Origin of the sequence: Pseudoalteromonas sp. NEC-BIFX-2020_015 (genome assembly GCF_012952265.1) — a bacterium.
Classification (GTDB): domain Bacteria; phylum Pseudomonadota; class Gammaproteobacteria; order Enterobacterales; family Alteromonadaceae; genus Pseudoalteromonas; species Pseudoalteromonas neustonica.
This window is the reverse complement of sequence record NZ_JABCJL010000018.1, coordinates 38,298-63,210: the sequence shown is the minus strand read 5'-3', so window position 1 is coordinate 63,210 and position 24,913 is coordinate 38,298. Positions and strand designations below refer to the sequence as shown.

The 24,913-nt window shown below is 38.1% G+C and carries 26 protein-coding genes; 17 read left to right on the top strand and 9 right to left on the bottom strand.

The window, feature by feature from the left end:
* Positions 1-222: 222 nt before the first annotated feature.
* From HH219_RS13990 to HH219_RS13975, 4 genes are all read right to left on the bottom strand, one after another.
* Entirely contained in the window at positions 223-843 is a 621-nt protein-coding gene (locus tag HH219_RS13990; RefSeq protein ID WP_169327817.1) for a hypothetical protein, read from the bottom strand.
* A gap of 15 nt (positions 844-858) precedes the next feature.
* The gene (locus tag HH219_RS13985) at positions 859-1,479 is read right to left on the bottom strand and encodes a hypothetical protein (RefSeq protein ID WP_054205733.1); all 621 of its coding nucleotides are present in this window, start codon (positions 1,477-1,479) and stop codon (positions 859-861) included.
* Between the two features lie 208 nt (positions 1,480-1,687).
* Positions 1,688-2,293 carry an RNA polymerase sigma factor gene (locus HH219_RS13980; RefSeq protein ID WP_054205734.1) on the bottom strand — a complete coding sequence of 202 codons (606 nt, stop codon included), beginning with the start codon at positions 2,291-2,293 and terminating at the stop codon, positions 1,688-1,690.
* 135 nt (positions 2,294-2,428) lie between these two features.
* On the bottom strand, positions 2,429-3,538 hold the full coding sequence (locus HH219_RS13975) for an ATP-binding protein (RefSeq protein ID WP_169327816.1): 1,110 nt from the start codon (positions 3,536-3,538) through the stop codon (positions 2,429-2,431).
* 694 nt (positions 3,539-4,232) lie between these two features.
* Here HH219_RS13975 and HH219_RS13970 point away from each other — a divergent pair.
* Positions 4,233-4,385: a hypothetical protein gene (locus HH219_RS13970; RefSeq protein WP_161803887.1), complete on the top strand. Its 153-nt coding sequence runs from the start codon at positions 4,233-4,235 to the stop codon at positions 4,383-4,385.
* 435 nt (positions 4,386-4,820) lie between these two features.
* Here HH219_RS13970 and bcp read toward each other — a convergent pair whose 3' ends face one another.
* Together bcp and HH219_RS13960 are read right to left on the bottom strand one after the other, a co-directional pair.
* Entirely contained in the window at positions 4,821-5,300 is a 480-nt protein-coding gene (gene bcp, locus HH219_RS13965) for a thioredoxin-dependent thiol peroxidase (RefSeq protein ID WP_054205742.1), read from the bottom strand.
* 10 nt (positions 5,301-5,310) lie between these two features.
* Positions 5,311-5,844 (bottom strand): ACT domain-containing protein, encoded by a 534-nt coding sequence (locus HH219_RS13960; RefSeq protein WP_054205743.1) that lies wholly within the window; start codon positions 5,842-5,844, stop codon positions 5,311-5,313.
* A gap of 351 nt (positions 5,845-6,195) precedes the next feature.
* Between HH219_RS13960 and bamC the strand changes: the two genes are divergently transcribed.
* Both bamC and HH219_RS13950 read left to right on the top strand, forming a co-directional pair.
* Positions 6,196-7,254, top strand: coding sequence for an outer membrane protein assembly factor BamC (gene bamC / locus HH219_RS13955; protein WP_054455041.1), 1,059 nt, complete (start codon positions 6,196-6,198; stop codon positions 7,252-7,254).
* A gap of 67 nt (positions 7,255-7,321) precedes the next feature.
* Positions 7,322-8,710, top strand: a complete 1,389-nt coding sequence (locus HH219_RS13950) for a YjiH family protein (RefSeq protein ID WP_169327815.1) — start codon at positions 7,322-7,324, stop codon at positions 8,708-8,710.
* A 55-nt stretch (positions 8,711-8,765) separates the two neighbouring features.
* Here the strand turns inward: HH219_RS13950 and HH219_RS13945 are convergent, their stop codons facing one another.
* Positions 8,766-11,135 carry an EAL domain-containing protein gene (locus HH219_RS13945; protein WP_169327814.1) on the bottom strand — a complete coding sequence of 790 codons (2,370 nt, stop codon included), beginning with the start codon at positions 11,133-11,135 and terminating at the stop codon, positions 8,766-8,768.
* A gap of 402 nt (positions 11,136-11,537) precedes the next feature.
* On the opposite strand from HH219_RS13945, the gene pyrC reads away from it, so the two are divergent.
* The 10 genes from pyrC to HH219_RS13895 all read left to right on the top strand — a co-directional run bounded on the left by pyrC (position 11,538) and on the right by HH219_RS13895 (position 20,668).
* Positions 11,538-12,590: a dihydroorotase gene (gene pyrC, locus HH219_RS13940; RefSeq protein WP_054455044.1), complete on the top strand. Its 1,053-nt coding sequence runs from the start codon at positions 11,538-11,540 to the stop codon at positions 12,588-12,590.
* Between the two features lie 315 nt (positions 12,591-12,905).
* Positions 12,906-13,109 carry a cold-shock protein gene (locus HH219_RS13935; protein WP_054205748.1) on the top strand — a complete coding sequence of 68 codons (204 nt, stop codon included), beginning with the start codon at positions 12,906-12,908 and terminating at the stop codon, positions 13,107-13,109.
* A gap of 398 nt (positions 13,110-13,507) precedes the next feature.
* Positions 13,508-14,119, top strand: a complete 612-nt coding sequence (locus HH219_RS13930; RefSeq protein WP_054205749.1) for a response regulator transcription factor — start codon at positions 13,508-13,510, stop codon at positions 14,117-14,119.
* A gap of 461 nt (positions 14,120-14,580) precedes the next feature.
* Complete coding sequence (locus HH219_RS13925; RefSeq protein ID WP_054205750.1) at positions 14,581-15,351, top strand: DUF3450 domain-containing protein; 771 nt, start codon at positions 14,581-14,583, stop codon at positions 15,349-15,351.
* A gap of 6 nt (positions 15,352-15,357) precedes the next feature.
* On the top strand, positions 15,358-16,722 hold the full coding sequence (locus HH219_RS13920) for a MotA/TolQ/ExbB proton channel family protein (protein WP_054205751.1): 1,365 nt from the start codon (positions 15,358-15,360) through the stop codon (positions 16,720-16,722).
* On the top strand, positions 16,722-17,246 hold the full coding sequence (locus HH219_RS13915) for a MotA/TolQ/ExbB proton channel family protein (protein ID WP_054205752.1): 525 nt from the start codon (positions 16,722-16,724) through the stop codon (positions 17,244-17,246). The genes HH219_RS13920 and HH219_RS13915 overlap by 1 nt, the downstream gene beginning before the upstream one ends.
* A 14-nt stretch (positions 17,247-17,260) precedes the next feature.
* Entirely contained in the window at positions 17,261-17,665 is a 405-nt protein-coding gene (locus HH219_RS13910; protein WP_054205753.1) for a biopolymer transporter ExbD, read from the top strand.
* Positions 17,665-18,282, top strand: a complete 618-nt coding sequence (locus tag HH219_RS13905; RefSeq protein ID WP_054205754.1) for an energy transducer TonB — start codon at positions 17,665-17,667, stop codon at positions 18,280-18,282. The genes HH219_RS13910 and HH219_RS13905 overlap by 1 nt, the downstream gene beginning before the upstream one ends.
* A gap of 10 nt (positions 18,283-18,292) precedes the next feature.
* Complete coding sequence (locus HH219_RS13900) at positions 18,293-19,552, top strand: hypothetical protein (RefSeq protein ID WP_169327813.1); 1,260 nt, start codon at positions 18,293-18,295, stop codon at positions 19,550-19,552.
* 63 nt (positions 19,553-19,615) lie between these two features.
* Complete coding sequence (locus HH219_RS13895) at positions 19,616-20,668, top strand: hypothetical protein (protein WP_054205756.1); 1,053 nt, start codon at positions 19,616-19,618, stop codon at positions 20,666-20,668.
* Positions 20,669-20,675: 7 nt separating this feature from the next.
* On the opposite strand, the gene HH219_RS13890 is transcribed toward HH219_RS13895, so the two are convergent.
* Both HH219_RS13890 and HH219_RS13885 read right to left on the bottom strand, forming a co-directional pair.
* Positions 20,676-21,029, bottom strand: a complete 354-nt coding sequence (locus HH219_RS13890; protein WP_054205757.1) for a TraR/DksA C4-type zinc finger protein — start codon at positions 21,027-21,029, stop codon at positions 20,676-20,678.
* 71 nt (positions 21,030-21,100) lie between these two features.
* Complete coding sequence (locus HH219_RS13885; RefSeq protein WP_169327812.1) at positions 21,101-22,057, bottom strand: tRNA-dihydrouridine synthase; 957 nt, start codon at positions 22,055-22,057, stop codon at positions 21,101-21,103.
* 361 nt (positions 22,058-22,418) lie between these two features.
* On the opposite strand from HH219_RS13885, the gene HH219_RS13880 reads away from it, so the two are divergent.
* The 4 genes from HH219_RS13880 to HH219_RS22320 all read left to right on the top strand — a co-directional run bounded on the left by HH219_RS13880 (position 22,419) and on the right by HH219_RS22320 (position 24,779).
* Positions 22,419-22,907 carry a hypothetical protein gene (locus HH219_RS13880; protein WP_054455047.1) on the top strand — a complete coding sequence of 163 codons (489 nt, stop codon included), beginning with the start codon at positions 22,419-22,421 and terminating at the stop codon, positions 22,905-22,907.
* 102 nt (positions 22,908-23,009) lie between these two features.
* Positions 23,010-23,834 carry a DUF692 domain-containing protein gene (locus HH219_RS13875; RefSeq protein WP_169327840.1) on the top strand — a complete coding sequence of 275 codons (825 nt, stop codon included), beginning with the start codon at positions 23,010-23,012 and terminating at the stop codon, positions 23,832-23,834.
* 1 nt (position 23,835) lies between these two features.
* Positions 23,836-24,585, top strand: a complete 750-nt coding sequence (locus tag HH219_RS13870) for a putative DNA-binding domain-containing protein (protein WP_169327811.1) — start codon at positions 23,836-23,838, stop codon at positions 24,583-24,585.
* A gap of 71 nt (positions 24,586-24,656) precedes the next feature.
* Positions 24,657-24,779: a hypothetical protein gene (locus HH219_RS22320; RefSeq protein ID WP_269432723.1), complete on the top strand. Its 123-nt coding sequence runs from the start codon at positions 24,657-24,659 to the stop codon at positions 24,777-24,779.
* Positions 24,780-24,913: the final 134 nt, after the last annotated feature.

Sequence of the window (24,913 nt, the reverse complement as noted above, 5' to 3'; positions counted from 1 at the left end):
TTTGCTTAATATTGGACGACACAATTTCACCGCCCAATTGGGTTACTTTTTTTTTATCGCATTGAGCTGAGTAATAGGCAGTTTATGTTGTCGACTGCTGATTTTTGTATTACCATTTTTTAATTGGCAGTAATACCAAGTTCCATCCATGTTTAATAGTCGCTTAAGCGCAACTGGGTTAAGTCTATTAATTTCAAAAGCATTCATATCTGTTATGTCTTTTTAGCTGTACTGCTCAACCTGAAAATGATAACCATCTTTGGCATTACCATTGAGTGAGACTAAGACCTCTGTTGCACCGCTTAAATCCAGCTCAAAAAAACGATTTGAATTTAGCACTACCGATTTAGACCCAAGTCCTTTACTTTCGCTAATTTCTGATGCTAATCCCCAATAAAGTTTATTACTTGGTTTAAAAATGGCACTTTGCTGATAACCAACTATTTTTTTTCCTATGATGGCTCTGCCACCATTACAAAGTTGAGCAGAAATCCCGCTATCAACTTGAATGTTATTCACAAGCTCAATGATGTCTTTTGTAGCGGCATTACCGGATTTTTCCAAGATCACGCCAGTATTATCTTCAATTATTTGGTATTGTTTACCAATTTCAGCAACTAGCATTTTGGTCATGTCAGCACCATTATTCCAACCAGCTCTGATAGTAAAATAAGGCTCATAAATAAGTGAAGCGATTGAGCCTTGGCCAACATTTTTCAGCACCCGCCAGGCAATACCGTCTGTAATTGGATTAAAATCATGCATGCCACTTTCAGCAAAAATAAAAACGTGTGGCAAGCTTTTATTCATCGACTGATTAATGAACTTGATCTGAGTATTCATAAGCTGTGCGACCTTTTATTTTTGATCTTCGATCTTAAATGTGTACCCTTCTTTTGCATTTCCGTTTAATGACACAGTAGCCATCGAAACACTTTCCAGGTTTTGCACAAAAAAGTTATCTGAATCTAGTACGGCTGAACCTATAGCATCCGATTGATTAATTTCAGATGCGATCCCCCAGTACAGTTTAGGTAACAAACGGAATGATGCTTTTTGACCATAAGCAACAATATTTTTCCGCACTAACACGCTATCATTTTTACTCAAGTAAGCACTTACACCATTTTGAACTTTTATCTCATTGGTTAGCTCTATTTCATCACTTCTGACGGCATTACCATTTTCAACTAATATTATTCCTGTGTTGGTTTCTGTCACCGTATAACGTTTACCTTGGGTACAATTTAAAGATCTGGTCTGGTTACAGTCATCTCCCCAACTTGCAAATATTTTAGTTTGAGCCGGGTAAGTAAAACGGCTCATTGACTCTCTACCTATCTTTGAAATGACTTTCCAGGCAATACCATCTTGTAACGCGTTAAACGAGGGTAGTTCGTTAGTCGCGAAGACAAATATTTTAGGCATATCTTTATTCAATGATTTATTAATATAGGTGATCTGAGTATCACAAAACATATTGAATTCCTTAGTGTTAATATTAGTTTCTGATTATGTTCATTTACTACTCTGTCATATAAGCGTTTAGAACCTAGATCCTGTTTCGGATAATTAATCAGCCGTTTTACCAAGTTATTAATAAGATACTTAATTTAAAGTATCTTATTTCACTCAGTGTTTTGTGGTGCTGTTATATAAACGTTTAAGACTTAAGTTCTGTTCCAACTTAATTAACTAAATAATCAACAATTAGTGGAGTGATATGTTTGCGGGTACGAAAAATCAATTTTCTAATTTGAGATTCGGTTTGTGCTTGTTCCTGACTGATTTGCTTGTAGCATTTGTCATTAAAGAAATAATCTAACGCGACTATACGATATTTCTCCGGCATATTTTTAATTGTCTTTTCAATAAAACAACTGGTGCTTTTATTAACGACCTCGTTAAATATTTCAGCTTCGTTATCTTGCTCTTCAGCTAACAGCACCGTTTGGTATTTAAAGTACGTCTGATTTTTTCTTAATTGGTCAAAATAATGATTACGGGCAAGCTGAAATAACCAAGCCTGTAATTTTATATCTGATTTTGCTTCCGGCAACTTTTGATAAGCTTTTAGCATGGTGTCATGAGACAGATCTTCAGCATCATGGAAATTTTTAGTTAAACTATACAAACAGTAATTAAATACTTTTTTTTCCAACCTTAACCAGTATTGCCAAAACTGCTCGGGATCGGTTTTGAGTTGGCTAATAATTTGTTTATAATTTAGGTCATCAGTATTATTGCCAATCCAAGAGAGCGTATTTGGCGTTGTTTTCAACTGTGCAGACATGATTTTTCCTTTCATTGAATAGAAGTAAATATGCGCATGCAAAATTTTGGGTATGTGAATGCGCATATTGTTTAGTTCAACGAAAAGATATTTTTTTATCGTTGCTTATACCGGCTCAGATCCGGCTCACTTGTATTATTTAACTGAATTTTTAATCAATAGAGGCTGATGGTTTTTAATGCCTTCCCAAATTAACGGATGTGAGAAACTGTAATGATCCGATTCACGTACGACTAAGCCGCTGCTCAACATTTTTTGGGCTAAACACAGCGGTGCATGAATATGTTTTTTATGCGTAAATTGAGTTAATTGGCTGGCACTAAAATGAAATCCTTGTAAAGCCGCATATTGGAAAAGCTCAGTAAGCTCGACCGGCATATCGGCCAGTGTATTGTCTATAAATTGTTGTAACTTAGTGGATTGGAAGCTTTGATAATCAGGAGTGAGCAGTAATTGCTGTAAAAAAGCGGGGTTGCCAGCAGCGCGCTCTATTGCCACTTTTACTTCAGTTTGATATTTCGCAATAGCAAACCCTTTTTTGGCAAGGCAATGTTTTGCTAAGCGAGTTTGGGCGTCTAGACTGAGTTGTTTTAATGGCATGGTGTGCGCAAGAGACAACCAATCAGGTGGCGAGGTCAGTAGATCTTTTGGCTGGGCAATAAGAATAAATAAAATAGGCTGTGCGTATTGTATTTCTATGAATAAGCGTAAAAATTGAATCTGTGTATAGGTTAAATGATGCACATCATCGATAGTAATTAGTGCGATTCTTTTATGAACTGCATAATCAATTAAATCATAGGCTATCTGCTGATCTATTTTATTCATTTGCTGGAGTGTTTGCTTTGCTAGCGTGTTACGTTGATTTTTACTGAGAGAAAACCCTAATAATTGCAGGGTCCTTAAATAACTTAGAGAAGAACTTGCGACTAAATTTACTTTTTTTGTAATCACCATATCCGTGGCAGTACTTTCAATTTGCAGTAGTTGTTTTATAAAATTAAAGATCGAAAATTTGAGTTTATGAGCAGGGCAATTATGTGGTTGGCTAAACGCTAAATTACGTTTTCCTGCAGATTTAACACAATCAATAAAGTGATTAAGTAAATGGGTTTTCCCGCTGCCAGTTATACCGTAAATATAAATGGTTTTGGTGCAGTTTTGACTTTCAGCATAACTCAATAATGAATGTAATTGATGTAATTCCCATTCTCTACCTAGGCAGGGATCTACTGATTGCTTCATTAAATGAGTGTATAACCAAACAGGGATAGGCGAATTAGGAAGTAATACGTCAATGCTGACTTGAAAGAAGCGTGCAAATATAGATAATGTTCTAAAGAGTATTTTTTTCCCAGCTTCAGCTCTTTTTATTGATGAAACTGAAATAGGCAGCCTTTTATCGGTACATTCTTGAGCCAGCTGCTCTTGACTTAAAGCTTTTTTTTCTCAGTAACTGTAGGGCATGCGCATTAATATTTATGCGTCCGTTCGTAAGCGTTTCCGTTTCCATTAGGCTATTCCTCATAACTCTCTTGTATTTGTATTAAAATAGCGATAATTGATCGCTTAATAGTGCAAAAGTTTTGGAATTATAAGTCTACTTTTTTGTTGAGTTTTTTAATATTACAGAGCATTACATAAGTTTGACTTACCTCAAATAAGCCATTCAAGCACCTGTAATATCTTTCAAAATGCCAACTAAAATAACATCAAATCCTCACTTTATATTTTACGTGAAACAGGAGTAACTAATTGAATCAAAAGCTTGTGATACGGTTGAATCATTAACATGGCTTGTTGGTAATTGGAATTCTGAAAGTAGTAAATTAATGAATCATGGAAGCGGATAAGTGACAAAACTTTTGAAGGCTCTGGTTAAAAGTATTCGATCGAAAAGGATAAAATTGTAAGTACTGAAACTTTACGGTTAGTCGAAATGTCTGTGGAGATTTTCTATGTTGCTAAAGTTGCCAGTAATGATTTCCCCAAAAAGCTCAATTATCAATTCTTGAATAAAGAAAAAAGTATTACAGTTTATGTGTCAGGAGAAAAAGGCAAAGGTTTCTCAATTGAGTTTATTGGTGAATAACGGTAGCTAAGTAAATAAGAGGAATAAAGTAGACCCCAAGAGGAAAAGACCAATGTGACAAATCTTGACTTCAGACATCATAACCACTGGGAATCTGCGCTTTTACTCGCGACACACTTCACCTATTCATGCTATTAAGTTGCTTGGTCCTGTATTTTCGTTGGGTTTTACTCAAATCAACCTACGGTGGTAATATCATCACTGTATTTTGACTGATACACGAGAGTTTTGTATTAATAACTTCTCGTTAATCATTAAATTCAATTCGCAAGCCGGCATTAACAGTAAATACGTGATTGTGTGGCTAGATAGCGATAGCTCAACATCCACTCTGTTTTGTAACTATCAATTTAGAGGGACGGCTTATTTTACTATTGCCAATAAAAAAGCGCTGCACATTGGCAACGCTTATGTATATTCTTAACAGCTTACAGCTCAGTCTTTAGTCAAATAATCCAACACCACTTGATGGTGATCTTTGGTTTTAAACTTATCAAACAAGTGTGTAATTTTGCCATCTTGACCAATTAAGAAACTTAAACGGTGAATACCGTCGTATTCTTTGCCCATGAATTTTTTATAGCCCCATACACCAAATGCTTCTGCAATGGCGTGATCTTCGTCTGAGAGTAGGTCAAAATTAAGGTCTTTTTTCGTTTCAAAGTTCTTTAATTTTTTAACCGGATCAGGGCTTATACCAACAACGCGGGTATTTAATTGCGCTAATACGTCTTTTTCATCTCGTAGGTTTTCAGCTTGCACAGTGCAGCCAGGTGTTGATGCTTTTGGATAAAAGTACACGAGTACTTGCTGGTCTTTCAATAACTCTTCAAGAACGATTAGCTCACCATCTTGGTTTTGTAAGCTAAAGCTAGGCGCTTTATCGCCTGCTTGTAATGGACTGATTGTATTCATGGTTTATTCCTTATCGAATGCGTCTAAAAATATAGTCTACGTTAAGGGTGCGTGATAGATCCTCAAATTGAACTTTAAAGGTATCAATGTCAACGTCTACGGGAATATTAAACTCAATTTCACAGCGCATTTTTACATGCTCATCTTCATCAAACGTATCTGATTTTAGAGAACAAATGCTAATTTGATTATCTGCAAAGAAGCGAGTTACTTTACTAAGTGTGCCAGGGGTGTCTATACCAGTGTACTCGAGCGTATAGCCTGCACAAAATTCACTTTGTTTATGACTGGCTGTGCGCTTCATCATAGTCAGCAAACCTAACTCCATGCCTTTGAGAGGCAAGGTGTGTTCAATTCGGCTTATTGCAGACATGTCACCAGATAACAACATAATAAACGTAAACTCATTACCTAAGATGGCAATGCGGCTGTCGATGATGTTGCAATGACAGTCACTGACTAATTGGGTTAATTCACTAACAATACCAGGGCGATCTTCGCCAATTGCAGTTAATACGATCTGATGGTTAGAAAAAACAGTCATAAATTCAAATACCTAAGTTATGTTTATTACAACAGACAGCGCGAGCTAAGCCAGTAATAGTGGCTGTATGGCGGCGAAGTTTAACACAAATTAGGTGCTAAACTACAGAGCACCTTAATTTACACCGTATAAAATCACGGTGTTTCTTGTTTTTAGTGGCATGGGAAAGTACCATAGTTAAAATTTTGCATAACCGCGCTCATAATATGTATTGAGTGGCTCTTCAAAACAACGGGTTTTGCATAAAAATAAGAAATGTAAAGTTAATCTTGATTTTACACTGAACCAAATCGGCATAACCCACTCATATATTTGTTAAAACAATTAAGGGTATGCTAAGGAGAATTATCTGTGCAGTATTGGATCCCAAAAGCGCTTGCAGTGAGTGTATTGGTAGGCTTGTCAGGATGTAGTGTTTTTACTGATGAAGCGCATCATAAACGTAATTATCGTGCAACTGCACCAGTACAGGTGCCTGGGCAATTGGCGCAACCAGCGCAAGACCCCACTTATAAAATGGAAGTGGCTGCTTATGATAATAATCCAGATTCCACAAATTACCGCCCGCCAGCACAGGTTTTAACTGTAGCTAAAGGCAGCTGGGTTGAAGAAACGGATAAACAAGCGCGTGTATTTTTTGATAAAAATGACGGCATTGTCGATTTAAATAAATTTATCACTGAATCGGTTAAAGCTGTTTTGGCTGAACAACAAACACGAGTGCAAAAAGAAGATAATACAACGGGTACGATTGAAACCGATTGGTACTCAATTATAAAACCAGATGATGGCTGGTTTGCTGATAGTGCGCCTGTATCACAACAGCGTTTTATTTTTACATTGGAAGAAAAATCACACCAGCGTACAGCTTCGTTGAGTTCTAAACTGGTTGATTATAAAAGTGCAAGTGAAAAACTAACGCCGCTTTTGCAGCAACAGTTAGAAGTACGTGCATTAAATCAAGTAATTGCTGAATTTGATTATCGCTACCGTCAGCTTCAGGTTGAAATGCGTAAGCAGCAAGGCATTATTTCTCTTGAGATGGGCTTTGATAATAAAGGCAATGCGGCATTGGTAACAGAGCAAGATTACTCAGTTATTTTTGAGCGCTTTTCTGGTTTCTTAGAGCGCTTATCTTTTACAATTGTAGAGATAAACCAAGAAAAAGGCCTTATAACGGCTGACTATAAAAAGCCTGAATCAAGCGTCTGGGATTCAATTTGGGGTGATGAACTTGCTGAATTACCAATTGATGAAGGGCAATACCAAATACTCGTTAGCCGAACGAAAGAGGGCGGCACTAGTTTAACTTGGATGGATGATAAAGGGGCAACATTGGAGCCTGGCACTATGAACGATCTACAACAAGCATTAGAAAATGCCTTGCGTCAGCGCGGTATTAAAATTTAATCAAAAATAAAATAATAACCACAAAAAGAGCATTTGGCTCTTTTTGTGGTTTTAACAGGTTGAAAATATGTCTAAGTTAAACTCACCCAGCCCGCAGCAGCATCAAAAGAGCTACGATTTAAGAGTATGGTTTGCCTTTTTAGTCCCCTCTTTGATTGGCGTGTTCTTATTTATGACACCGGTTCCATCTGGCGAGATCATGACGATACCAATTGCGGTAATGGCTAAAGCAGTGCAGGCTTCATTTGCAGATATTGCTTTAGGTCTGATCGCGTTTGTTATTTGTGTTGCAGGCGTAATGTCGATTATATTCAGTGTACTAAAGCCAAAAAGCTTAACAAAATTTCGCTTACTTAATCATTTGTTTAATGTGAGTTGGATTTGGTTAGTCACTAGGCTACTAGGTATGCTGTTTGTGCTATTAACTTACTTTCAAGTTGGACCTCATGCGATAACGTCTGAAAATACAGGGCTTCTGGTATTAAAAGATTTACTGCCTGTATTATTTTCGGTATTTATTTTAGCGGGTTTATTACTTCCTTTATTGCTTAACTTTGGTTTACTTGAATTAGTGGGGACTTTATTAACGAAAGTGATGCGTCCATTATTTGGGGTGCCAGGGCGTAGTGCGGTTAACTGTGTTGCCTCTTGGTTGGGTGATGGGAGCGTAGGAATTTTAATGACCGCGCGTCAATATGAAGATAAATACTATACACAACGTGAAGCTGCGATAATTGGTACCACTTTCTCTGCTGTTTCAATCACTTTTTGTTTAGTGGTTATTGGCCAAGTAAAACTGGAATACCTATTTGCCCCATTTTATGCAACGGTATGTTTAGCCGGGGTTGTGGCCGCGATTATAGTACCTCGATTACCACCGTTACGCTTTAAAAAAGACTTATTAATTGACGGTACGAAGCCTGATGTTAACGCTGAATTAGTACCTGAAGGTAAAACGTTATTTAAGCATTCATTGGATGTTGCATTAGCTAAGGCTGAAAAAGCACCCGGGTTAAAGGGAACATTAAAAGAAGGCGTTCATAACGCGCTTGATATGGTGTTTGCTGTATTACCAGTTGTAATGGCTGTGGGCACATTTGCATTGATTATTGCTGAATATACGCCGGTTTTTCAATATCTAGGTATGCCATTCATTCCGTTTTTAGAGTTATTACAAGTGCCTGAAGCTGAAGCCGCTGCGCAAACAATTATGGTTGGTTTTGCCGATATGTTTATTCCATCAATTTTAGCGGCAGGTTCGATTGAAAGTGATGTAACGCGTTTTATCATTGCCGCAATGAGCGTGACGCAATTAATTTATATGTCGGAAGTAGGTGCACTATTACTGGGCAGTAAAATCCCCGTGAACATTTTGGAGTTGTTCACAATCTTTATCCTGAGAACCTTGGTAACACTTCCGGTAATAGCGCTTATGGCACATTGGTTAGTTGGTTGATTTAGAGACTCAGATACAAAAAAGCCCTGTTTATCGGGGCTTTTTTGTGAGCTATTTAAAGTGGTTGATCAATTAAGAGGATAGCTTGGCATGCAGGCAATGGTTTGGCTTTTAGAAAACCTTGCCCGTAATTACATTTTGTTTGTTGTAGTGTGGTTAATTGTTGTTGGGTTTCAATGCCTTCAGCAACTACATCAAGTTCAAGTGATGATGCCAATGATAAAATAGCGTCAACAAGTGGAGTCGGCGTGTCTTTGAGGTGATCAATAAAGCTTTTATCAATTTTTAGCACATGGATAGGGAGCTGATGTAAATAGCCAAGTGCTGAATAGCCTGTACCAAAATCATCTAAGCACAGTTTAACTTTTAATGGTGATAGACCTTCAATAATTTTGGTTGCCAGCTCAAGGTTCTCTATTAATCCTGACTCAGTTATTTCTAAACACAAAGAACCTAAAGGCAGTTGATAGGTATTATAAATTGCATGAATTTGTGAGACGAAATCAAGACTCGCAAAGTGCCGCGACGACACATTGACAGTGATCCGTAAAAAGCGCTTTCCCTGTTGTTGCCAAGTTGAAATTTGTTTAGCAGCCAGCTCAAGCAGATGTAGATCAAGGTTAATAATTTGACCGGTATTCTCTGCAATTGGAATAAAATCATTGGGTGGCACAAAGCCTTTTGTTGGGTGATGCCAGCGAACTAAAGCTTCAAAACCAACTACATGACAATCACCAATGGTAAAAATTGGTTGAAAATACAATTCAAATTCATTGTGCTCAATACCGTGTTGTAGATCATTTTCAATATCAGCATGACTTTTTAGCTTTTTACGCATGGTATTATTAAAGAAGCGAACTTGGCTGCGGCCATTCGATTTAGCCTCATACATAGCCGCATCAGCATGCTGTAATAGCTTATAAGCTTTATCGTTTTTATTATCGCAAAAAGCAACACCAATACTTGTTGAGGCTTGGAGTAAATGCCCATCAATGTTAAGTGGTTCAGCTAAGGCTTTTTTTATTCGTTTTAGTGCTTCAGTTACTTGATTTTTATGGGTGATATTTTCCATAAGGATTGAAAATTCATCGCCGCCCAATCGTGCAAAGGTATCTGTGTTACGGATGGTTGCTTTAATGGATTTACAAATGGCGATTAAAAAATGGTCACCAACTTCATGGCCAAGTGAATCGTTAATACTTTTAAAACGGTCAAGATCGAGGTAGAGCAAAGCATGGTAAGTGCCTTTGGGGGTACGAGTCAGTTTTAAAATGGCATGCTTAATACGATCAATCAGTAAGGAGCGGTTTGCCAGCCCAGTTAACTCATCGTGTAAGGCGCGATATTCGAGTGCTTGTCGTGAGAGCTGTCTGTCAATTGTCAGACTGATCTGGCGACTCACGTAAGTTAAAAGCGCTAAATCATGATCATCATAATGATGTGTTTTATCGTAGCTCTGTACAACAATTACACCACTAATGTTATCACTTACTTTGAAAGGGACACCCAGCCACGATTCTGACTGCCTGCCCACCATTTTAAAATGGCCAGCTTGAATGTGTTGTTGGTATTCTTCTTTATTTAGTAATAAAGGTTGTTCTGAATTGAGCAAATAATATGAAGCCGTATTTTTAAGTTGCTCTTTTGATATTTTTTTATGAGCATTTGAGCGAACACCCTGCTCAACAATATAGACGATGTCCAAAATGTCTATTTGCTTATCGTAAAGTGCAACTAAGAAGTTGTCAGCCCTTAATAGGTTTGTCAATATGCCATGAAGTGACTCTAAAAATGTATCTAAATCATTTGCTTGGTAAGTCAAATTAGCAATTTGCAATAATGTACTTTCAAGCTTTTGTGCCGTATTTAGCTGGCTGACTGTTTGCTGTAGGTTTTCTACAGTATTGACATGATTAATTTTGGCGCTTAGTAAATGTGCCACAGTGGTTAAAATTTCTAAATGAGCATCAGTAAAGTAATTGTGTACTGGGTGTTCGCAGTCAATAACGCCTAAAATTTTCTCTTTGTAAATTAATGGAACGCACAGCTCTGATCTGGCAGGGCGGGCATCAGCAATATAACGGCTATCTGTACTTACATCGCCACTAATTACTGCGCGACCTGTTGATGCAACATAACCGGTGATCCCTTGATTGAAATTAATGATACTACGTTCTATGGAGTAATCACTCGCTGAGTTAGATACGCCCATTGATGCGACTTCATGAAGGGTGGCATTTTTTTCATCGGCGATATATATCACACAATCGACAAAACCTAAGCGTTTAACGACTTCTGTCGTGGCATATTCAAACAGTTCATCGAGTCTATCTAATTGTAATAAGCTTGATGAAAACTGATTAATAATGCTCAGTTGTTCTGTTTTTACTTCAAGAGCAGAAGATAAATCTATTTTATTTTTCATAAGGCACGTGTGGTTTTTCTAATTCTTATAGTTCATATAAATATACGTTAACGGAATATTAACTTATAAACAAAGTATATATGAAAAAACAACGTGAGTGTGTAAATACAAACGAACAGCCAAGGTATTGAAGATGCAATGCTTTCACAATTTGTGGGGGAGTCCTTATAAGGCCCTAGTAAGAACCCTTTGGGTAGCGCATGTTTGGCATTTATACTGCGTTATCGCCTATTTATGGGGAGCAACCACACTACACAGGCTCTGCCTTGCCTAAATACCAAATAGACTGCTGCAAAATCAACCACGAAAGGTCAACACGTCCGAGTAAAAAAGGGCAATAAAATCTTTACTCAGATGAATCATATGCATATGATCAACTAAATTCAGCCGTGGAAATAAGTAATGACAAATAAAGCCCTCAATACTCAGTCAACATTAACTATAACTCGTCCAGATGATTGGCATGTTCATTTACGAGATGGTGATCAACTCAAAGATACCGTTCGTGATATTAGTCGATATATGGGCCGCGCTATAATAATGCCTAACTTAGTACCGCCCGCAATTTGTACTGAAACAGCTTTATCATATCGAGCGCGTATTATGGCTGCAGGCCCACAAGGCAGCTTTGAACCATTGATGGTGCTTTATTTAACAGATAAAACCTCACCAGAAGAAATAAAAAAAGCGCATGCAACTGGTAAAATAGTCGCTGCAAAAGTATACCCAGCCGGTGCAACAACGAATTCTGATTCTGGTGTTACATCCATGAAAAACATTTATCCGGTGCTGGAAGCCATGCAAGAAGTGGGGATGTTATTATTGATCCATGGTGAGGTTACTGATTCTTCAATCGATATTTTTGATCGTGAAAAAGTATTTTTAGATACTATTATGGTTGATGTTGTTAAAGACTTCCCTGAGCTTAAAATTGTTCTTGAGCATATTACGACTAAAGATGCTGTTGATTTTGTTAATAATGCATCAGAAAATGTTGCAGCGACGATTACAGCACATCATTTGCTTTATAATCGGAATCATATGCTTGCCGGTGGGATCCGCCCTCATTACTACTGCTTACCTATTTTAAAGCGCAACACGCACCAACATGCACTAATAGACGCTGCGACTAGCGGAAGTAAAAAGTTTTTCTTGGGTACAGACTCTGCACCGCATTACAAAGACAAAAAAGAAGCTGCATGCGGATGTGCGGGTGCATACACAGCTCATGCTGCATTAGAGCTTTATGCCGAAGCTTTTGAGGATGCTGGGGCTTTAGATAAACTTGAAGGGTTTGCAAGTCATTATGGTCCAGATTTCTATGGTTTAGCACGTAACACAGACACCGTTACTTTAATAAAACAGCCATGGACAGTACCAGCAAGTTACCCGCTTGGTGGTGATCACGTAGTACCAATAAAAGCTGAATCAGTTATTGAGTGGCAAGTTAAATAAATCGCGGTTTAGCCTATAGTTAAAGTACGTTTTTAGTTTTAAAATTAATCAGTTAGATAGTGTTTCGTGCATTGCAAATTGGCAGACAAAATATTTACTAATTAATAGAGCAAAAACGTTTTTATTGTGCTAATCTTATATTGCTTTGAGTTTTTGCGTATTGAATTTACGGATATTGTGCTGCGTTTAAGGTTACCGGTTAGGTTATTACTTGTTCCTGTACTATACCTCCAGATTTTTGGGCATTGACTCAGGGAGGATATTGCCATAATAATATGGCTGAATTTTAATTATTGACTTACAGGAAAATTTAGTATGTCGGTTACTGGTAAAGTAAAGTTTTTCAACGAAGCTAAAGGCTTTGGTTTTATTGAACAAGAGAATGGCCCTGACGTATTCGTACATTTCAGCGCTATCACTGGTTCAGGTTTTCGCACTCTAAGCGAAGGCCAGCAAGTGTCTTTCGGCATCAAGCAAGGCCAAAAAGGCCCTGAAGCTGAGAACGTAGAACTAGCATAATTTTATTATGTGAACCTAAGTTCATCGTGGTGAAACAGAGTCCTGTTTCACCATAATCTTCCTCAAATTTTTATAAAATTACATTTTTTAGCAATACTAAAACATTATTTATTAAATCATTCCGCATCCCAATTACTGAATTTTATATTCATCCTTGTTTTTATCCTGTATCAGTTTGTTTATATTCGTTATCCTTATACTTTAGAATTAACATCTATAACATAAATTATATTTTCTGAATGAAGAACACATAGTAAATTTTATATTCATTATCAAAGTTCATTCACTGATTGCGACGATTGCCACATCAAAATGCTTGGCAAGAAGCAGGAACAATTAGCTATCTTGGTTTACACTAAGTTTAAGCATTACAAAGTAAGTAAAGGGTTTGCTAATTAATGAATATTAGAAATAACGTACTGATCGTTGATGATCACCCAATGGTATGTGCAGCGATAAAAACCACCTTAGGTACATCTGCATTAGTTGGTGATATATATACAGTCGCTAGTCAAAAAGCGGCATTGGATGCTTTAAAGAAAAATAATATCACGCTTATTATTTTAGATATTGAATTGGAAGATTCTGACGGTTTTAGCTTATATAAACGCGCGCTTTTAGATGGGTATAAAGGGCATGTTCTTTTTTTATCCGCTAAACAAGATAAGCATATAATTCGTACCGCCGCAAAGTTGGGAGCTCAAGGGTTTATCAATAAGGCTGAGAGCTTAGAAGATATCACTTCTGCAGTTGAATTAATTTTACGTGGTTTTACTTTTTTCCCGCAAGGTGATTTGGTTAGTAACGATAAAGATCTAGATGAAATACTTACTGAGCGTGAACTTACTGTCATGCGATATCTTATAGAAGGGCTATCTAATAAGGATATAGGCGAAAAATTGTTTATAAGTAATAAAACAGTCAGCACCTATAAAACGAAGATATTCGAAAAGCTAGGTGTTGACTCAGTCATTTCACTGGCGAAACTTGTAAAAGAAGACTCTTTTTAAAATTTAGCTGTAAGAAGTTAAGTACACCCTGTGTAATTTAATACATTTTACAGCTAATTCCTTTCATTTTTGTTTCAACCCGTGCATAAAAACGCTTTTTTACTGAATGATTAAGCTTATATTAAAGTTTCCTGAAATATTTTTTTAAAACCTCGCTTTGACATGAAATGTTACATTTATGTGCGTCTTTAATTTATTTAAAAAAAAACCGTCGTTAGTTAGCGGCTTTTATAGACCTTCGAAAAATCCACCTGTTGCATTTATGTTAATCCTTTGTTTTTTGTATTTTAGTTTATGTTGCTTCTGAAGATTTATTTCTAGTTAATTCCAAACATCAAGTTGACAGCGTGCATTGCATTTAGCATTATTGGAGGGTTGATATCTATTAAAAGATATCAGGGTTGTCTTCTTCGGAGGATAATTAAATTATAAAAGTAACATTACTTAATTGGTTGGGAACTATGTCTGTTAAAATCAGAAAGAGTCTTGTAGCAACTGCGTTGGTTGGCGCATTTGCATTCGCAAGCAGCAATGTGATTGCAGATCCTTTGAAGGACGTGCAAAACGCAGGTCTAAAAATTCAAACGGCTGCGGTTAAGTCTCAAACTAAAATTGACAACGTATACGGTCAAACTCAAGAGCTTATCGCTGAGTACCGTAGCATTGTTGATGAAACTGAGCTTTTGAAAGTATACAACGATCACGTTGCACGTTTGGTCGCTGACCAAAATGCACAAATTGAATCGTTTGACCGTCAAATCGCTACTATCGACAACACAAAACAAAACGTTGTGCCTTTGATGTATCGCATGATCGATACGCTCGAGCAATTCATCAAAGCGGACGTTCCGTTTAACAGTGACAATCGTTTAGCGCGTGTTGAAAGATTACGTGAAACAATGGTTTCTTCTTCTGTAACTACATCAGAGAAATTCCGTCAAGTATTAGAAGCCTACACTATTGAAGCTGCATACAGCTCTTTAGTTGCTGCTTCACAAGGTACTTTAGAAGTTGATGGCAAAAGCATAAATGTTGATTTCGGCCAATTAGGTCGTATCACTTATGTTGCACAATCGTTTGACCTTAAGCACGCGTGGGTTTGGGATAACAACACTAAACAGTGGAAAGAATTAGGTGATGAATACCTAAAACCTGTTAAAGAAGTTATCCGTATGGCGCGTAAGCAAGCGACATTAGAACTTGTTAAACTACCAATCTTTGGCGCGGAGTAATCAATAATGAAGAAACTATTTAAAGGTTTTGCTGTTGCAGCAGTACTGTCTGTTTCTGCAGGTACCGCGCTTAATGCACATGCAAGTTCTGCTGCTCTAGATAAAATTCTTGAGCAAGTAAAACAAGAGCGTATCTCTGAAGGCAAAATCAATAAGCAACGTGAGCAAGAGTTTCTTTCTGCTCGTGCTGACAAGCAAGCGTTACTTAATAAAGCGAAAAGCCAATTAGCGTCTGAAAAGTCGCGTGGAACTCGTCTAACTAAAGAATATGCACAAAACGAAAATACAATGAATGAGAAAGCAGCAGCTCTACAAAGTGCACAAGGTACTTTAGGTGAGATGTTTGGTGTTGTACGTCGTGCAGCTCAAGATGCAATCGGTTCAATTGAAGCGTCACTTGTATCTGCTGAAAAGCCAGGCCGTGCTGAAATCTTACGTTCATTAGCTGCTGCTAAAGAATTACCAACAGTTCGTGAACTTGAAGAGCTTTGGATTTCTTTACAAACTGAAATGACTGAGTCAGCGAAGGTTTCAACATTTGAAACTGAAGTTGCAGGTCTTGACGGTAATGCATCTATCAAGAAAGTAACGCGTATTGGTAACTTCAACTTAGTAACAGATGATGGATACTTAATCTATTCACCTGAAACTAAATCGATTCAGCCACTAGGTAAGCAACCAGACGGTTTTATCCTTGCAGGTATTGATGATTTAGCAAATACTTCATCTGATAACTTTGCTGGTGTTTATGTGGATCCAACTCGTGGTGCGATCTTACGTATCAATACACAAAAAGCGACACTTGAAGAGTACTATCATCAAGGTGACGTTGTTGGTTACATCATCACTGCGTTGTTAGGCTTAGGTTTATTAATCTTCCTAGCTCGTTTTGTTGACCTTACGCTTACAAAAAGCAAAATCAACAGCCAGCTTAAAAATCTTGCTACACCGAATACAAATAACCCATTGGGTCGTATTCTTAAAGTGTATCATGATAATAAGAATCAAGACGTTGAAAACCTTGAGCTTAAGCTTGATGAAGCGATTCTTCGTGAAACGCCACGCATTGAAGCTGGTATCAACATTATCAAAATCCTTGCTGCAATCGCGCCACTACTTGGTCTACTAGGTACGGTAATCGGTATGATCTTAACGTTCCAAACAATCACATTGTTCGGTACAGGTGATCCGAAGATCATGGCAGGTAACATCTCTCTAGCACTTGTAACTACTGCGCTAGGTCTAATTGCTGCACTACCACTTATTCTTCTTCACGCTGTTGTTGCGGGTCGTAGTAAGTCGGTATTACACATCCTTGATGAGCAAAGCGCAGGTATCATCGCTACTCACGCGGAGAAGGAGAAAGCCTAATGCTAGTCCTGATGGAAATCTGGGAATCTATCAGGGATTTTGTTGGCACAGGCGGCCAGGTTTTATACGTGGTCGCGATAGCACTCTTTCTTATGTGGGTTTTAATGATTGAGCGCTATTGGTTCTTACTTGCAGAGTTTCCTCGTTTATCGAAGGGAATTATAGCTAAGTGGGATGCCCGCCAAGACACTACGTCTTGGTACGCACACAGAATCCGTGAAGCATGGATTTCTGAAGCGTCTGAAAAATTAGATCAGCGTATGTTGTTGATTAAAACATTGGTAGCTGTTTGTCCTTTAATTGGCTTACTTGGTACGGTAACAGGCATGATCGCGGTTTTTGAAACCATGGCAAGCCAAGGTACGGGTAATGCACGTTTAATGGCATCAGGTATTTCAATGGCAACAATCCCAACAATGGCTGGAATGGTTGCGGCACTATCTGGAGTATTTTTTAGCTCACGTCTTGAGACAAAAGCTAAAATGGTGAAAGCCAAACTTATTGATAGTATGCCTCATCACTAGAGAGAGAATTAAATATGGCACGTAAACAACGTTTTCGTGAAGAAGAAGATGCAACGGTCGATATGACACCGATGCTTGACATCGTATTTATCATGCTTATTTTCTTTATCGTAACTACATCGTTCGTTAAAGAGGCTGGTATCGAGGTCAATAAACCAAAAGCGGCCCAAGCTACGAAGCAAAAAAATGCTAACATTTTTATTGCTATTCGTGACAACGGCGAAATCTGGATTGATAAACAGCAAGTTGATGTTGAACGTGTTTCAGCAAAAATTGAAAGTTTATTAGCAGAACAACCTACTGAAGTTGTAATTTTGCAAGCTGACAAAGATGCAAAACATGGCGTAGTGGTTAAAGTTATGGACCAGATTAAAGCGACGGGCGATAACCTGAGAATTTCAATAGCTGGAGATCAGTAATGATTCGTTTTCTGTTTTCACTGATTGCAGGTGGGGCAGTTACTTTCGGCTTGTTCTACTTCATGGCTTTCCTCATCTCTGGTGGGGCTGACCGTAATACGGAACAAAAAGAGCAGATCATAGTCGAAATTATGACGAATCCGCCTGAATCTAAGGTGCAAGAGAGGAAGCGTGTACCGCCTCCGCCTCCACCACCGCCAAAGCAGCCGCCTAAACCGCAGCCGCCACAGCCGGAAAACAACAACCCAAATCCGGGTGCTATGTCATTTAATATGGGCAGCATCGATGTGGGAAGTTCGGCAGGTGGTTTAAGTGGTCCAGGTGCATTTGGACGTGACGGTGATGCGACACCTATCGTTCGAATTGAACCTAAATATCCAACACAAGCAGCACGTGATGGTAAAGAAGGTTGGGTACAACTTTCATTCTCAATTGATGAGCTAGGTGGAGTGACTGACATCGATGTTATCGACGCAGACCCTAAACGTATCTTTGATAGAGAAGCTAAACGTGCGCTTGGTAAGTGGAAGTACCGTCCTAAGATTATTGACGGAAAACCACAAAAACAAGTTGGTTTACAAGTTCAGCTAGACTTTAAACTTAACCAAGGCAATTAAGGAGGCAAGTATGAGAAATTTATCTAAAGTAACAGCACTTGCGGTACTTATGTCTTTCTCAGGTGCAGTATTTACTGCACCTGCTTTAGCGGCGCCTGATTACGCAAAGATAGAAGAGCGTAAAAAAGCAAAAACTAGAGTGATGGGAGAGCGTGTTGGTAAGAAAGTTATCAAAGCGTTCGATCTTTACGCTGAAGAAAAGCTTGATGAAGCAATTGCTATGCTTAAAGAGCTTGAGCCATCAGATGACTTTGATAAAGCGACAGTTAATCGCTACTTAGGTAGTATGTATGCGCAAAAAGAGCAGTATAAAGTTGCGATTAAATACCTACAATTAGCAGTGGCGCCTGATATTTTAAACTTTGCTGATCATGAGCAAAGCTTAAAAACATTAGGTGATATGTTAGCTGGCACAGAGCAGTATGAAAAAGCGAAAAAAGCGTATGTTGCGTGGATGGACTTTACTGGTCAAGAAGATGCAACTGTTTACACACGCATCGCCCAAGCGAATCATCAGCTAGGAAAATTCAAAGATGTTTTTGAACCGGCAGATAAGGCAATTAAACTTCAAAAAGAGCCAAATAAAGGCCCTTACCAATTAAAATTAGGTTCTTATTTTGAACTTAAAGACTATAAAAATATGGTTAAAGTTGGTGAAGAGATTGTTCGTGTTTGGCCTGATGATAAAAAAGCATGGGTAGGCTTAGGTAAATACTACCTCCAGACGGAAGACTATAAAACCGGTCTTTCGACGATGGAAGTCGCATTTAAGAATGGCTACTTTGAAACTGAAGTTGATTATAAAGTTTTGTCTAACTTCTACTCTTTGAATGCAATACCTTTTAAAGCTGCTAAAGTTTTAGAAGATGCGATCAATGAGAAGAAAGTTAAACGTACAAAACAAAATATCTCTGCAGTGGCAAGTAATTACCATCGCTCTCAAGAAATAGAGAAAGCAGCTAAGTACTATGAAGAAGCGGCAAAATTTGATGGCGATGCTGAGCTTTATCGTAAAGCAGGTTCATTATTGCTTCAGTCGCAAAACTATAGTGCAGCCGTTGTTCGTTTGAACAAAGCTCTGGAATTAGGTTCTGATAAGAAAGGAACTATATATACAGATTTAGCAGAAGCTTACTACTATCAAGAAAAGTATAAGCAAGCTTATGCTGCTATTGTTAAAGCAATGGATGACCCTCGCACACGTAAGTTTGCAAAAGGTTGGTCAACTTATATTAAAGATAAAGCCGCTCGCAACGGTGTTAAGATTTAACTTTAATTTGCTGTAGCAATTTATAAAAAGCCCCATAGGGGCTTTTTTTATTGGATTATACTCATGATAAAACATTTACTAACGGTGTGCTTTCTCGGTTTTTTATTAAGTGGATGTGGTGAAAGTCACACGCAGTATCAAACAAAAGATCATGCTTTACAGACCCTGCAAACATTAAACCAATTACTAAAAACTAACGGATCAATTAAGCAAGTGAGTGAGGAGCAATGGCCATTCACAAACGCTTATTTAGAAAAACGGCATTTAATTTATCAAGGAATTAATACGTTTGATTTAGAGCCAACAGAGCAAAGGCTGTTGGATTATTTAATTATTGCTGAGCGTTTTCCTGAGCGCTATTTTCCCTGGCCAGCACATATTCCTGTGCTTGAAAATATGCTTAACTATAATCAGACGCTCGATATATCACAGCAGATAGCAAGCTGGATTAATTTTAATCAACAGCAGTTGATACTTGCCAAGGAAAGCAATCTAAAGCTAAATTCAATCGAATTGGGTATGTTAAAACAGCAGGTGAGTGTAAGTTTAAATCGGCCCAGCTTACCTTCAAATGTACAATTAGCATTACAAGGTTTTAATGAGTACTTATTAGCTTATATACCTAGAGGAAGCGCAGGTTTACATGGCTTAGCGAATGGGGGTCCATGGTATCAAAGTAAATTAAATTATTTTTCTGGTATGACTAAGCCTCCATTAAATTGGTTGGTAGCGGTACAGTCTGAATTAAAAGTAAGACAAAGGGAAAGCTTTGGATTGACGTTGGCGCTAGATCATCAGTATTCAGTATTAGAGCAGTGGCTCAAACCAACCGCGATTGAGAGCATAGGTTTTGACTGGGCACAAAATTATCAAGACCTTACTAAAGCTGTGTTAAGTAAAAAATCAGAGCTAACAGCACCAGATCAAGTATTTTGGTTGGCGATGATGGAGACCGACGTTGGTATTCACTACCATGCTTGGACACCACAACAAGCCAAAGTTAACTTGCTTAAGCACTTAAGCTTAACACCGCAGCAAGCTCAATACTTGGTTGAGGATATTGTTTTTTATCCTGGATCGAGCTTTAGCTTTTCATTTCTTTTAGATAAAAAGTAAACGTGAACTAATTACTTTTTATCTTAGACTCGCAGCTGGCACAACGTTGAATTGTTGGATCTGCATTTAAACGTTGCGAGTCAATTTTTTCTTCACAGTCACAGCAATAACCATATTGCCCAATATCCACTTGGCAAACTGCGGCTTCTAGCTGTTCTAGACGAATAATAAGCGATCTATATTCATTCCCAAGCTGCCTATCAGTTAATTCTAGCCAGTGCTCTGGATTATTTTGTTTTAATGTTTCAACGAGCGAATGGTGTAATAGGTTACTTGAGTTCGACAGTGCTGAGAGTAAAGACGTTCTTACTTTCTTTAATTCGCCATTTAGTATAAGCAGGTGGTTTTGAGCATTGATCATTATTAGTTTCCCCATTGAGCAATGCTGTAGTATTCATCAATAAAAAAAAGCGCACTATGATGTGCGTCAAATTAAGGTGCAATAGCGTATTTTTTCAAAACATCGGCAACGTCTTCTTTTGTTTTAAGACGCCTGATCTCATCGAATAAAATATCAGCTTGGCTATATTGACGTTTTAAATAGCCCAACCACTGCTTAGTACGAGAAGCAAAATACTTTTCATCTTTAGCTGGGTCATGGTGTATAGCAGAATGAACTAGATGATACAGCACATGTTCCCATTGAAGACTGACATATTGCTCGCCATTAAAATGAGCTTTAATTTTGCGTGCTAAATCAGGGTGCGAAAGTGCACCACGACCCAACATTAAATCGGCACAACCACTTCGCTTTTGGCATAGTATGGCATCCTCTACTTGCCAAATCTCACCATTTGCTACAACAGCAATATCTTTACCTTTGATTAATGGAGGAATTTTTTCCCAATAAGCGGGTGGGTTATAGCCATCACGTTTTGTGCGGGCATGAATGGCAATGCTACTAGCGCCAGCGCTGACAACAGCATCAACAATTTCTTGACTGTTACTATCATCATCAAAGCCTAATCTGATTTTAGCTGTTACTTGATGCTCGCTTGGCACAGCATCACGTACAGCTTTGATGATTTCATACATATGCTCTGGATCTTTTAACAGTACAGCGCCGCCTTTACTCTTATTAACCGTTTTAGCAGGGCAACCGAAGTTTAGATCAACACCATGTGAACCAAGTTCTATCGCTCTTACTGCGTTTGCAGCTAATGCGTGCGCAACTTGCCCAAGTAATTGAATACGCACGGGTGTTCCTGAGCGAGTTAAGCCATTATTATGAAGCTCAGGGCAATAGCGATGAAATACTTTATCTGGAAGGCAGGCATCAATAACGCGCACAAATTCAGTTACGCATAGATCAAAGCCACCAATTTCGGTGAGCAGTTGACGCATTTTAAAATCGACAACCCCTTCCATAGGCGCTAAAACTAATTTCATGATAGGGGAACTTTATACAACTGAAAAGGAGGCGTAGTTTACCTGTATAGCCAAGCCACCTCAAGATACAGTTTCAGTTGGAGTAAAAGCGATTTCAGTAAGGCATTGGTTGCAAGTAATAGTTGGCTCTATTGTTAAAATCAATAACGCAGTATAAATCGCCTTGATCTTAAATTCTCTGGTGGCTTGGATATAAATATAACCTTGATAAATCCTTATTTTACTCTCATAGTTATCTTCTGTTGTGCGTATTTTGTAGGGCTCTGGTAAAAAATTAATAAAAAGTTGTGATTGAATGAAATATTATTTTTTTAGCAAGGTCTACTTAGTATAACCTTTATGTTTTAGAGAGAGTCATAAAATGAATACAATTAAAAAGAATTCAATTGCGTTAACATTAGGCGCGGTAGTTGTAGGCAGCACAAGTTTTATTTCTGCTGATGTTCATGCAAACCCATTTGAATTTCAGCAAATGGTAACTGGCTACCAAGTTGATGCTACAGAGGGTAAATGTGGCGAAGGTAAATGCGGTGGCGATGCTAAAACTAAAGATGACAAAGCGAAAAAAGAAGGCAAGTGCGGCGAAGGTAAATGTGGCGGTGATGCTAAAGACGCAAAAGCGAAAAAAGAAGGCAAATGCGGCGAAGGTAAATGTGGCGGCGACGCTAAAGACGCAAAAGCGAAAAAAGAAGGCAAATGCGGCGAAGGTAAATGTGGCGGCGATGCTAAAGACGCAAAAGCGAAAAAAGAAGGCAAATGCGGCGAAGGTAAATGTGGCGGCGATGCTAAAGACACAAAAGCGAAAAAAGAAGGCAAATGTGGTGAAGGTAAATGTGGCGGTAGCCACTAATCACTTTGTGATAGCATTAAGTTAATTCTATTAAAAAGGCCTTTGCGGGCCTTTTTAAATTAAGGAGTATCTATGGGAATATCTAATAAAGATGAATTTGGTATGGTGGGGCTTGGTTTACGCCGAGAAATGTTGGATGAATTACTCATTCAGGTACCAAAGCAAATTGATTTTATGGAAGTGGCTCCGGAAAATTGGCTAAAACTCGGAGGGCGATTTGCCAAGCAATTTAAATCACTTACTGATACAAATAACTTTGTCTGTCATGGTTTATCGTTATCGATTGGCTCGCCAGAACCGTTAGATATTGCGTTTATTAAATCGTTAAAAGTATTTTTTGATGCACATAATATAAAGCGCTTTAGTGAACATCTTAGTTATTGCTCTGGTACTGGTCATATGTATGATCTAATGCCCATCCCATTCACTGATGAAGCAATTAAACATGTTGTACCGCGTATTAAGCAAGTACAGGATATTTTAGAGCAGCAAATTGCTATTGAAAATGTGTCCTATTATGCGGCTCCGGGTCAACAAATGAGCGAGCTTGCATTTACCAGTGAGATATTACAACAAGCTGATTGTAAGTTATTACTCGATGTAAATAACATTTATGTAAATTCAATAAATCATGGCTATGACGGCGACCATTTCTTAGCAAACTTACCGTCAGAGCGTATTGCTTATGGCCATGTTGCTGGGCATTACAATGAAGCTGATGATTTAATTATTGATACTCACGGCGCAGATGTAATAGACCCTGTATGGCAACTACTCGATAACGCTTATAAATATCACGGGGTATTTCCTACCTTATTAGAGCGTGACTTTAATATTCCTGCTATTCCCGATCTAGTTAAAGAACTGGATATAATTCATTGTCTACAAGCGAAGAACGCTATACCTCAGAGTAAAGAAAGTGCCTGATATGAACTTTATTGACACGCAACACGCGTTTATGGCGCATATTCGTGAACCACAATTGCACCCAAAGCCTAACGGTATTGAAGATCGCCGAATGGCTATCTATCGCGACTTATTTTTTAATAATATAAATGGCTTTATTTCATCTGGTTTCCCGGTTCTGAAAACACTCTACAGTGATGATGACTGGTTACAGTTAGTTCGCTGTTTTTTTGCTGAGCACGATTGCCAATCCCCTTATTTTTTGGATATTGCGGGAGAGTTTATTCATTATTTAAGTAGCGACTATAAAATGCTAGAAAGTGATCCCGCTTTTATGCTTGAACTTGCGCATTATGAATGGATAGAACTTGATGTATCGATTACACAGCTAGACATTATGGAACGAATTATCACCACGGAGCTAAGTAACACACCGCTTTACCTTAGTAGCTGTGCCCGAAATTTAAGTTATCAATACCCAGTGCAACACATTACTAGCGAATTTCAACCTTCAGAACCATCGCAACAGCCGCATTACTTTGTTGTATATCGTGATACTGAAGATGAAGTGCAGTTTATAGCTACCAATGCAATGACAGCATTACTCTTATCTATAATAGAGTCAACATCAGGAATTTATTTAGCTACGGTTATTGAGCAAGTCGCTCAGCACGCACCGCAATTTACAGAAGAGCAATTATTGCAAGGGGCTACCCAGACATTAACGGCGATGGTTGAACGTGGTGTGATCGTGACAAAAAATCAAGGTTAAACGCTTTATTGATTTTTTTACATCGACTATCATATGCGCTTTATTTGTCGCGCTTAATAAAGGTAGTCCCCATGTCAGATGATAAAGATTTTAAAGACCCATTTAACGCTATGTATTTTATTGCGTTTTTAGCTATATTTGCAGTAGTTGGGTGTTTAAATGCAATATTAGGTTGGATCACAACCGTGTCTTAATTTACCCTAGTAAATTATACTAAGGCTGTATTTTGTGCAGTCTTATCTTTTTAACTCCTTACCAACACTTTACTTATACCACACGCCTCGTACATTAACAGATATTCTAAATTGCCTCCTGTGGTTTGTATAAA

What these genes read in the sequence shown, in the direction of transcription:
- HH219_RS22320 (WP_269432723.1), top strand. Translation starts at nt 24,657, where the DNA reads ATGTCAGATGATAAAGATTTTAAAGACCCATTTAACGCTATGTATTTT.
- HH219_RS13960 (WP_054205743.1), bottom strand. Translation starts at nt 5,844, where the DNA reads ATGACTGTTTTTTCTAACCATCAGATCGTATTAACTGCAATTGGCGAA.
- HH219_RS13925 (WP_054205750.1), top strand. Translation starts at nt 14,581, where the DNA reads ATGTCTGTTAAAATCAGAAAGAGTCTTGTAGCAACTGCGTTGGTTGGC.
- HH219_RS13875 (WP_169327840.1), top strand. Translation starts at nt 23,010, where the DNA reads ATGGTGGGGCTTGGTTTACGCCGAGAAATGTTGGATGAATTACTCATT.
- HH219_RS13910 (WP_054205753.1), top strand. Translation starts at nt 17,261, where the DNA reads ATGGCACGTAAACAACGTTTTCGTGAAGAAGAAGATGCAACGGTCGAT.
- HH219_RS13950 (WP_169327815.1), top strand. Translation starts at nt 7,322, where the DNA reads ATGTCTAAGTTAAACTCACCCAGCCCGCAGCAGCATCAAAAGAGCTAC.
- HH219_RS13930 (WP_054205749.1), top strand. Translation starts at nt 13,508, where the DNA reads ATGAATATTAGAAATAACGTACTGATCGTTGATGATCACCCAATGGTA.
- HH219_RS13970 (WP_161803887.1), top strand. Translation starts at nt 4,233, where the DNA reads ATGTCTGTGGAGATTTTCTATGTTGCTAAAGTTGCCAGTAATGATTTC.
- HH219_RS13975 (WP_169327816.1), bottom strand. Translation starts at nt 3,538, where the DNA reads ATGAAGCAATCAGTAGATCCCTGCCTAGGTAGAGAATGGGAATTACAT.
- pyrC (WP_054455044.1), top strand. Translation starts at nt 11,538, where the DNA reads ATGACAAATAAAGCCCTCAATACTCAGTCAACATTAACTATAACTCGT.
- HH219_RS13885 (WP_169327812.1), bottom strand. Translation starts at nt 22,057, where the DNA reads ATGAAATTAGTTTTAGCGCCTATGGAAGGGGTTGTCGATTTTAAAATG.
- HH219_RS13895 (WP_054205756.1), top strand. Translation starts at nt 19,616, where the DNA reads ATGATAAAACATTTACTAACGGTGTGCTTTCTCGGTTTTTTATTAAGT.
- HH219_RS13985 (WP_054205733.1), bottom strand. Translation starts at nt 1,479, where the DNA reads ATGTTTTGTGATACTCAGATCACCTATATTAATAAATCATTGAATAAA.
- HH219_RS13870 (WP_169327811.1), top strand. Translation starts at nt 23,836, where the DNA reads ATGAACTTTATTGACACGCAACACGCGTTTATGGCGCATATTCGTGAA.
- HH219_RS13945 (WP_169327814.1), bottom strand. Translation starts at nt 11,135, where the DNA reads ATGAAAAATAAAATAGATTTATCTTCTGCTCTTGAAGTAAAAACAGAA.
- HH219_RS13880 (WP_054455047.1), top strand. Translation starts at nt 22,419, where the DNA reads ATGAATACAATTAAAAAGAATTCAATTGCGTTAACATTAGGCGCGGTA.
- HH219_RS13935 (WP_054205748.1), top strand. Translation starts at nt 12,906, where the DNA reads ATGTCGGTTACTGGTAAAGTAAAGTTTTTCAACGAAGCTAAAGGCTTT.
- HH219_RS13905 (WP_054205754.1), top strand. Translation starts at nt 17,665, where the DNA reads ATGATTCGTTTTCTGTTTTCACTGATTGCAGGTGGGGCAGTTACTTTC.
- HH219_RS13920 (WP_054205751.1), top strand. Translation starts at nt 15,358, where the DNA reads ATGAAGAAACTATTTAAAGGTTTTGCTGTTGCAGCAGTACTGTCTGTT.
- HH219_RS13900 (WP_169327813.1), top strand. Translation starts at nt 18,293, where the DNA reads ATGAGAAATTTATCTAAAGTAACAGCACTTGCGGTACTTATGTCTTTC.
- HH219_RS13980 (WP_054205734.1), bottom strand. Translation starts at nt 2,293, where the DNA reads ATGTCTGCACAGTTGAAAACAACGCCAAATACGCTCTCTTGGATTGGC.
- bcp (WP_054205742.1), bottom strand. Translation starts at nt 5,300, where the DNA reads ATGAATACAATCAGTCCATTACAAGCAGGCGATAAAGCGCCTAGCTTT.
- HH219_RS13890 (WP_054205757.1), bottom strand. Translation starts at nt 21,029, where the DNA reads ATGATCAATGCTCAAAACCACCTGCTTATACTAAATGGCGAATTAAAG.
- HH219_RS13915 (WP_054205752.1), top strand. Translation starts at nt 16,722, where the DNA reads ATGCTAGTCCTGATGGAAATCTGGGAATCTATCAGGGATTTTGTTGGC.
- HH219_RS13990 (WP_169327817.1), bottom strand. Translation starts at nt 843, where the DNA reads ATGAATACTCAGATCAAGTTCATTAATCAGTCGATGAATAAAAGCTTG.